Raw genomic sequence first — 7,187 nt, 5'->3', positions numbered from 1 at the left:
GGCCGGCCGTGCTTCCATCCGAACCACGCGGCGATCTACCTGGGCGATGACCCATCGCTTTCCAGCGAGCCGGCGCCGGCCCTGGGCGGATCGGGACCATTCATTTACCACCACATGCCCGGGCGCTTGGCTGCACGGGAGGTCTACGGCTGGTCCATGGCCAACCGGGTGAAATTGATCCTACGGCACAAGGACTACCGGCCATGACCATGACCACTATCAAACTGGGCGGCGTGCTGGGCAAGCGCTTCGGCCGCCAGTACCGCCTGGACCTGCACGGGTTCCGGGATGCGATGAATGCCCTGTGCGTGATGAAGCCTGGGTTCGAGAAATTCCTGCGCACCGCAGAGGAGCGCGGCCTGGTGTTCGCGGTGTTTATCGATGAGCGCAACATCGGCGAGCAGGAGCTCGACCTTAAAGGCGCTGGCGCCGAGGTCATCCGCATCATGCCCATCATCCAGGGCAGCAAGTCGGCGGGCATCTTCCAGACGGTTCTGGGCGTGGCGCTGATCGTGGCCGGCCTCTTCACCGGTGGCACGACCACCGGCCTTGGCATGGGCTTGCTCGTCGCCGGCGCTGGCGTTGCGATGGGCGGCGTGGTGCAGATGCTGTCACCCACCACGAAAGCCAACACGGCGGACAAGAACGAAGACGGCAACAACCCAAGCTATGGCTTCGGTTCTGCCGTGACGACCATCGCCCAGGGCAACCCATACCCCCTGCTTTATGGGGAGCGGGAGATCGGCGGCGCCGTCGAATCCGGGGGGATCTACACCCAGGACAACATCTGACTTTTTGGTAACACCCAACCCGCTTCGGCGGGTTTTTGCATTTTGGAGGAGCGCATGAGCGCAGTTGCGAAGAAGGCCAGGGCTGTCAGGGGGGCAAAGGGCGGCCAATCGAAACCGAAGCAGCCGAGCATCGCTTCCAACAGCGTTCCTTCCCTGGCCACGGCCAGGTTGGTCTACATCTGGAGCTGGGGGCCCATTGTGGGTCCAGTGGATGGGCTCCGCTCCGTGCGTCTCGACGGAACCCCTATTCAGGCCCAGGACGGCACCATCAACTATCCAGGCGTGAAATGGCAGTTCCGTTCCGGCGAGCTGAACCAGGAACGCCTGGCGGGCGTCACCGAGTCGAGCAACGAAATTGCCGTCGGCCAGGAGTTGCGCACCACCACCCCGTGGCTCCATAGCATCAACAACGCCATGATTGATGCGGCCCGCTTGCGCTTCAGTTGGCCCACGCTGCAGAGCCAGGACGCCAGCGGCAATATCAACGGCGTCCGTATTGAATACGCCGTGGATGTCTCGACCGACAACGGTCCCTTTGTCACGGTGCTGACATCCTTCGTTGACCGCAAGAACGTCACCAAGTACGAGCGCTCCCACCGGATCGAGCTGCCCGACGGCAATCAGTGGACTTTGCGCGCGCGTCGCCTGACGCCAGAGGCCAACAGTTCGCTGGTACAGGACAGCATGTTTGTCGAGGCTGTCGCCGAGCTGGTCGACAGCGACCAAGAGTACCCGCTGACGTCAGTAGGCTGCATCGAATACGACGCCCAGCAGTTCGGCGGCGATATCGCCAAGATTGCGGTGCTGATGCGCGGGCGCATCGTGCGTGTGCCGACCAACTACAACCCTGAGACCCGGACCTACGCCACAGCCGGCGCCGGTACCAGCGGCGGGATCTGGGATGGCACCTTCAAGGAGGCCTACACCAATAACCCTGCCTGGATCTTCTATGACCTGGTGTTGCACCCGTACTACGGCCTGGGCGAGCGCATCGACGCGACCATGGTGGATCGGTGGTCCCTGTACCGGATCGCCCAGTATTGCGACCAGATGGTTCCCGACGGCAAGGGTGGCCAGGAGCCTCGCTTCACCTGCAACCTGTATTTCCAGAAACAGGCCGAGGCCTACGCGGTGTTGCAGGACTTGGCCTCGATCTTCCACGGGATGGCTTACTGGGATGGCAGCCAGATCGTCGTCAATGCCGATATGCCTGGCGATCCAGTTTTCAGCTATAGCCCGTCGCAGATACTCAACAACGGTGCCATCAAGTACGACGGCACCCGCTGGCGTGATCGCCACACCGTAGCGATGGTGTCCTGGGACAACCCCGACCAAGGATTCGAAACCGACAAGGAGCCGGTGTTCGATAACGAGGCGCTGAGCGAGCTGGGCTCTGTCCGAGAACTGGGCGTCGAGGCGATCGGCTCTACCTCCTTGGGCCAGACGCAGCGCGCCGGTCAATGGGCGTTGATGACCGAGCAGCTGCAAACCCGAGGCGCTACGTTCCGGGTCGGCCTGGACGGTGGGATCCCAAAACCCGGGCAGATCATTGCCGTGGGCGATCCGATGCTTGCCGGCCGAGCGAATGGTGGGCGTGTTTCGTCCGTCGCCGGGCGGGTCGTGACGCTTGACCGTGACGTGACCATCCCGACCGGTGCGCGGCTCTACCTCAACCTGCCCAGCGGCAAGTCTGAGGCCCGAGTCATCAGCTCGGTGGCTGGCCGGGCCGTAACCGTGGCGGCGAACTACAGCGAAGTGCCCGAGCCTGAATGCGGCTGGGTGATCGACTTCGACGATCTGAAGGTCATGCAGTTCTACGTTCGCAACGTCACCCGGCCTGAGTGGCACCAGTACCAGCTGGAAGTTATTCAGCACGAACCGAGCAAGTTCCCTTTCATCGACAACGGCGCCGTGGTCGATCCTCGGCCGATCAGTGGCATTCCAGTCGGCACCCAGGATGCCCCGGCCCGGGTGCTGATCAGTCAGCACGTGGTCATCGAGCAGGGCATCGCCGTCACGGCCATGACCATTGCCTGGGATGCGGCGCCTGGCGCTGTGGGCTATGACGTCGAATGGCGGTGGGGCGCCCGGGAATGGATCAAGGTTCCGCGCACGGGCGAGCTGCTGGTGGACGTTCGCGGCATCTACTCCGGTCAGTACATGGCCAGGGTGCGCGCTGTCAGCGCAATGAATGTTTCCTCCATCCCGACCACCTCGGCGCTGACCGACCTGGAAGGGAAGACCGGGCTGCCGCCGGCGGTCACCCACCTGACGGCAACGTCGCTGCTGTTCGGCATCGGCCTCAAGTGGGGCTTCCCTGCTGGCGCCGAGGATACCCAGCGGACAGAGATCTGGTACGGCCCAACCAACGTCCTGGACAACGCCACCAAGTTGGCCGACCTGGCATATCCCCAGAGCGACTACAGCATGCAGAGCCTGCTGGCGGGGGCGTCGTTCTTCTTCTGGGCGCGCCTGGTGGACCGAACCGGGAACATCGGCCCTTGGTACCCGGTCGGCAATGGTGTGCTGGGCCAGGCCAGTTCGGAGGCTGGGCCAATCCTCGAGCTGATCGCCGGGCAGATTGGCGAAACCGAACTCAGCGAAGAGCTGAGGGGTGAAATCGAGAAGATCCCAGGCCTCCAGGCCCAGATCGATGCGCTCGATGGGCTGTCGGCCTACGAGCCGGATGAGCCCTATGAGGTGGGCCAGATGGTGGTCGAGGACGGTCGCATCTACCAGGCGAAAATCCCGGTTCCGATCAACACGCCACCGCCCAACACCACCTATTGGATTGATGTCGGGCAGTCGGTCGAGACGGCCAACGGCCTGGCGCAGCAGGTGGCGACCAATACCGCCGAGATTGTCGAACTGGACGGCTTGGTCACCGCCCAGGCCACGTCCTTCGAAGCATTGCGCGCCTCGTACCGCGATGACAACGGGGAAGGGGACCTGGCCGACGCCATCAAGGGCTGGACCAGCACGGCGGCTATCGCTCAGGAAACCAGCGTTCGGGCTTCTGAGAATGAGGCGACGGCCAGCAGGCTGACAACCTTTGATGTCCAGATCGGTCAGAACGCGGCGAACCTGACCACGCTCGAGCAGGTGGTGGCCACGAATGACTCGGCCACATCGACGAAGATCGACCAGTTGACTGCAACGGTCGGCTCGAACGCTGCAGCAATCCAGCAGACGGCAACGGCCTACGCGGACACCAGCGGCAAGCTGAACACTATGTGGTCTGTGAAGATGCAGCTGACTGCCAGCGGGCAGTATGTCGCCGCTGGCATTGGTCTGGGCATCGAGAACACGGCGGCAGGCCTGCAAAGCCAGTTCCTGGTGAGTGCCGACCGGTTCGCCATCGTCAACACCATCGCAGGCGGCGCTATTTCGGTTCCGTTTGCGGTTCAGGGTGGTCAGGTATTCATGAACTCCGCCTTCATCCAGGACGCTTCCATAGGTGTCGCGAAGCTTACCCAAAGCATTCAATCGGCTAACTACGTTGCAGGCCAGTCTGGCCTGAAGATCAACTTCGTCACTGGCGAATTTGAGTTCAACAGCACCGTGGGGACCGGAGGTCGCCAGACCATCAATAACCGAGGAGGGAAGGTCTACGACGAGAACGGCGCCAAGCGCTACCAGTGGGGGGATCTTTCGGCATGAGTTTCGGAATTAGGATATGGGACGAGAATGGAAATCTCACCCTTGACGAAACATCTTTCACAATGCGGGTCGTATATAGCGGGGTTGTGACAGGGTCCAACTCTGCTAACTTTCAGACGATATCGGTCCCCGGGATCACTCCAACCAATTGCTCGGCTTTTGTGGTTCCGATTGGGAATTATAACGTAAGCACCGATATGCAGCTTGAGACCGAAGTTATCAATAACGCGGTCAGGGTCTATAGCTACATTCGAGGAAGGGAGCAATTTAGCAGTACGACCAGCTCGACAATGCGTCTAATTGTAATAAGGTTTTCCTGATGGCATATGGATTTGAGTTCACAAATAATAGCAATGTTGTGACAGTTGACTCCGAGTTTACTCGTCTCGTCGTTCTCGCAAAAGGAACATACCAGCCAACGCAAGAATCTGGACTTGGATCGGTCACCTCATTCCCTAGAACGATAACAAGTCAGGAACCACCGCTTGTTTTTATCCGGCCTGCAGGAAGCACTGGCATTGCCGGCCTGTGCCTGATGCGCGTGATCGGATCGCCGGGTGCGTGGACCGGGTTCTATGTTCGCGCTTATGACGAGAACACGCTGCAACCCAATGGAGCTTATTTTGCTTGTGGCTTTGCTGCCATGGCTCTTGCAAATTATGGAATGCGGATATGGGATGGTAGCTCAAAGCTGTTATTCGATAGTGATACACCCTATGCCAGGTTCACACGCTCATTCCAAAATTGGACATATGTAAAAACCGACACTACAGCCCAAGGATTGCCACGCAACTACTACCGAGTAGATTTCAACTTTCCGGTTGGTGAGTACATGCTATTAAATACATTCAGCATGCCGATGTTGAATGACGCCCCTTTTAATCGATCCTTGTATTGTTGGTGGGACTTCTCCGGCGGGAATCTATACGCGCTGACAGTTGGCTCTGGCAACCCATTCGCCTTCTTCCTTCCAGCAGTATTCGCAAAACTATAAAGGACAACTTCCTATGCCCTGGTACAAAACTGGGACGGTTTCCGTCACCCTGAATTCCAATGCTGTAACAGGCACAGGCACGGCTTTCATCGTGAACTGCCGAGTCGGCGATGCGTTTCGCGGGCCGGATGGGCGTTGGTATGAAGTTACCAACGTGGCGAGCAATACCGCGATCTCTATCGACCCTGCTTACATCGGTTCGACTGCATCTGGTGGCAGCTATGCGCTGGCGCCAATGCAAGGCTACGTCAAAGATTCCGCCGATGCCTTGCGTGCGATTGTTACGACCTATGGCGCTCAGCTGGCAGCACTGAAGACCACCGGCAACTACGACATCTTGCCCCCGAGCAAGGGAGGCACCGGTATCACGGATCTCTCCGTTTTCATTCAGGGGCTGCTGAATGACCCAGACCACGGCACCGCCCGTACAACCCTGGTCGCGGCGAAGTCAGGGGCAAACTCTGACATCACATCACTGATCGGGCTCACCACCCCACTGAGTGTTGCCCAGGGCGGTACCGGCGGAAACACTATCGACCCTTGGGCGTTTCAGCCGCTGGGCATCCCGTTGCCGATCATGTTCGATACAGCGGGCAACACACCGCCACAGAACAAGACTTACAAGTACATCAAGCTCACTGCGTCTGACACCTACAACGCCGGCCTATTAACCAGCGAAACGGTGAGTGGTTCCGCTCCCCTGGTGGAAGCAACGGCCGTTATCAGCCTAGCGGGAAGCATATTCAACGGCGCTACCGTGGCGCTGATAAATACCGAGCGAAGCTTTCTTCGCGCCGGGAGCCCACGGGTCAAGCAAAACGACGCCCTGCAGAACATTACCGGTAACTTCCAGTTGCGGCGATTGAGCGACGGTTCGGCACCGGTGCCGGTAGGGGCAGGTGCTTTTTCGACGGCGACGGGCGCGGGCGCTTCTGCTGCGCGGACCTCTGCCACCTTGGGAGCGAACTTGTCTTCAGACGTCACGTACTTCGACGCCTCCGCTGTTGTTCGAACAGACAACGAGACTCGCCCCAAAAACATCGGCGCAACCTATTACATGAGGATTTTGTGATGCCGTATGCAGCCAATGGGACCATCAGCCGCGACTGGATCGATGGGGGTATTGAGATCACGGAGGAGCAATACGCCGTGGCGCTGGCAGGCATATTGGAGGGAAAGGTCGTATCCGTCGACGGCGGACTGAGTGTGACGCACCCACCGGAGCCTGTTCAGCCCCCGCCAACTGAGCCGACCCCGGACGAGGTCAAGGTTGAGCTCCTATGGCAGACCCAGGTGTTCATGGACGAGAAAGCGCGTGAAGCTGGTTATGACAACCTACTCACCGCAATCAGCTACGCAGAGGAGCCCACGGTGGAGAAATTCCAGAACGAAGGGAAAGCGTTCCGCGCTTGGCGCAGCCTGGTGTGGGCCTACGCCAATGAGCAGGTCAACCTAGTGCTGTCTGGCGACCGGCCACAGCCTGGCGTTGAAGAGTTTCTCAATGGACTCCCGTCACTGAACCTGCCCGCGTAGGCCGCACCCCCAATTTACCACCCGCCAACGAGCGGGATTTTTTTTGCCTGGAGAAAAACTATGACTGTTTCCGAAAGGGATCGCGACATCCTGGCTCGCACCTTGTGGGGAGAGGCCCGCGGGGAAGGCCTGGCCGGTCAGATCGCCGTGGCCTGGACCATCCGCAACCGCGTGAACGACGGCAGGGACCGCTCGTGGTGGGGCGAGGG

General features: G+C 59.9%; 5 protein-coding genes and 2 pseudogenes. All 7 read left to right on the top strand.

Features of this window, described 5'->3' with window-relative positions; all coding sequences use genetic code 11:
- Nucleotides 1-207, top strand: a pseudogene (locus tag BLP82_RS29680) (phage tail protein); the annotation flags it as partial.
- The gene (locus BLP82_RS29675) at nt 204-791 is read left to right on the top strand and encodes a tail assembly protein (protein ID WP_092177103.1); all 588 of its coding nucleotides are present in this window, start codon (nt 204-206) and stop codon (nt 789-791) included. The pseudogene BLP82_RS29680 and the gene BLP82_RS29675, both read left to right, overlap by 4 nt.
- A gap of 54 nt (nt 792-845) precedes the next feature.
- On the top strand, nt 846-4,451 hold the full coding sequence (locus tag BLP82_RS29670; RefSeq protein WP_092177100.1) for a TipJ family phage tail tip protein: 3,606 nt from the start codon (nt 846-848) through the stop codon (nt 4,449-4,451).
- Nucleotides 4,452-4,770: 319 nt separating this feature from the next.
- On the top strand, nt 4,771-5,445 hold the full coding sequence (locus BLP82_RS29660; RefSeq protein WP_092177094.1) for a hypothetical protein: 675 nt from the start codon (nt 4,771-4,773) through the stop codon (nt 5,443-5,445).
- A 13-nt stretch (nt 5,446-5,458) separates the two neighbouring features.
- Nucleotides 5,459-6,517, top strand: a complete 1,059-nt coding sequence (locus tag BLP82_RS31815) for a hypothetical protein (RefSeq protein WP_256576691.1) — start codon at nt 5,459-5,461, stop codon at nt 6,515-6,517.
- Nucleotides 6,517-6,978, top strand: a complete 462-nt coding sequence (locus BLP82_RS29650; RefSeq protein WP_092177091.1) for a hypothetical protein — start codon at nt 6,517-6,519, stop codon at nt 6,976-6,978. The genes BLP82_RS31815 and BLP82_RS29650 overlap by 1 nt, the downstream gene beginning before the upstream one ends.
- Before the next feature lie 60 nt (nt 6,979-7,038).
- A pseudogene (locus BLP82_RS31810) lies at nt 7,039-7,187 on the top strand (cell wall hydrolase); the annotation flags it as partial.

Source organism: Pseudomonas sp. NFACC37-1, from assembly GCF_900101575.1.
In the GTDB taxonomy this organism is placed as follows: Bacteria; Pseudomonadota; Gammaproteobacteria; order Pseudomonadales; family Pseudomonadaceae; genus Aquipseudomonas; species Aquipseudomonas fluorescens_AA.
This window is presented reverse-complemented; position numbering and strand designations above follow the sequence as displayed.

Coding starts and splice junctions, on each gene's coding strand:
- BLP82_RS29675 (WP_092177103.1), top strand. CDS start 204: ATGACCATGACCACTATCAAACTGGGCGGCGTGCTGGGCAAGCGCTTC.
- BLP82_RS29670 (WP_092177100.1), top strand. CDS start 846: ATGAGCGCAGTTGCGAAGAAGGCCAGGGCTGTCAGGGGGGCAAAGGGC.
- BLP82_RS29660 (WP_092177094.1), top strand. CDS start 4,771: ATGGCATATGGATTTGAGTTCACAAATAATAGCAATGTTGTGACAGTT.
- BLP82_RS31815 (WP_256576691.1), top strand. CDS start 5,459: ATGCCCTGGTACAAAACTGGGACGGTTTCCGTCACCCTGAATTCCAAT.
- BLP82_RS29650 (WP_092177091.1), top strand. CDS start 6,517: ATGCCGTATGCAGCCAATGGGACCATCAGCCGCGACTGGATCGATGGG.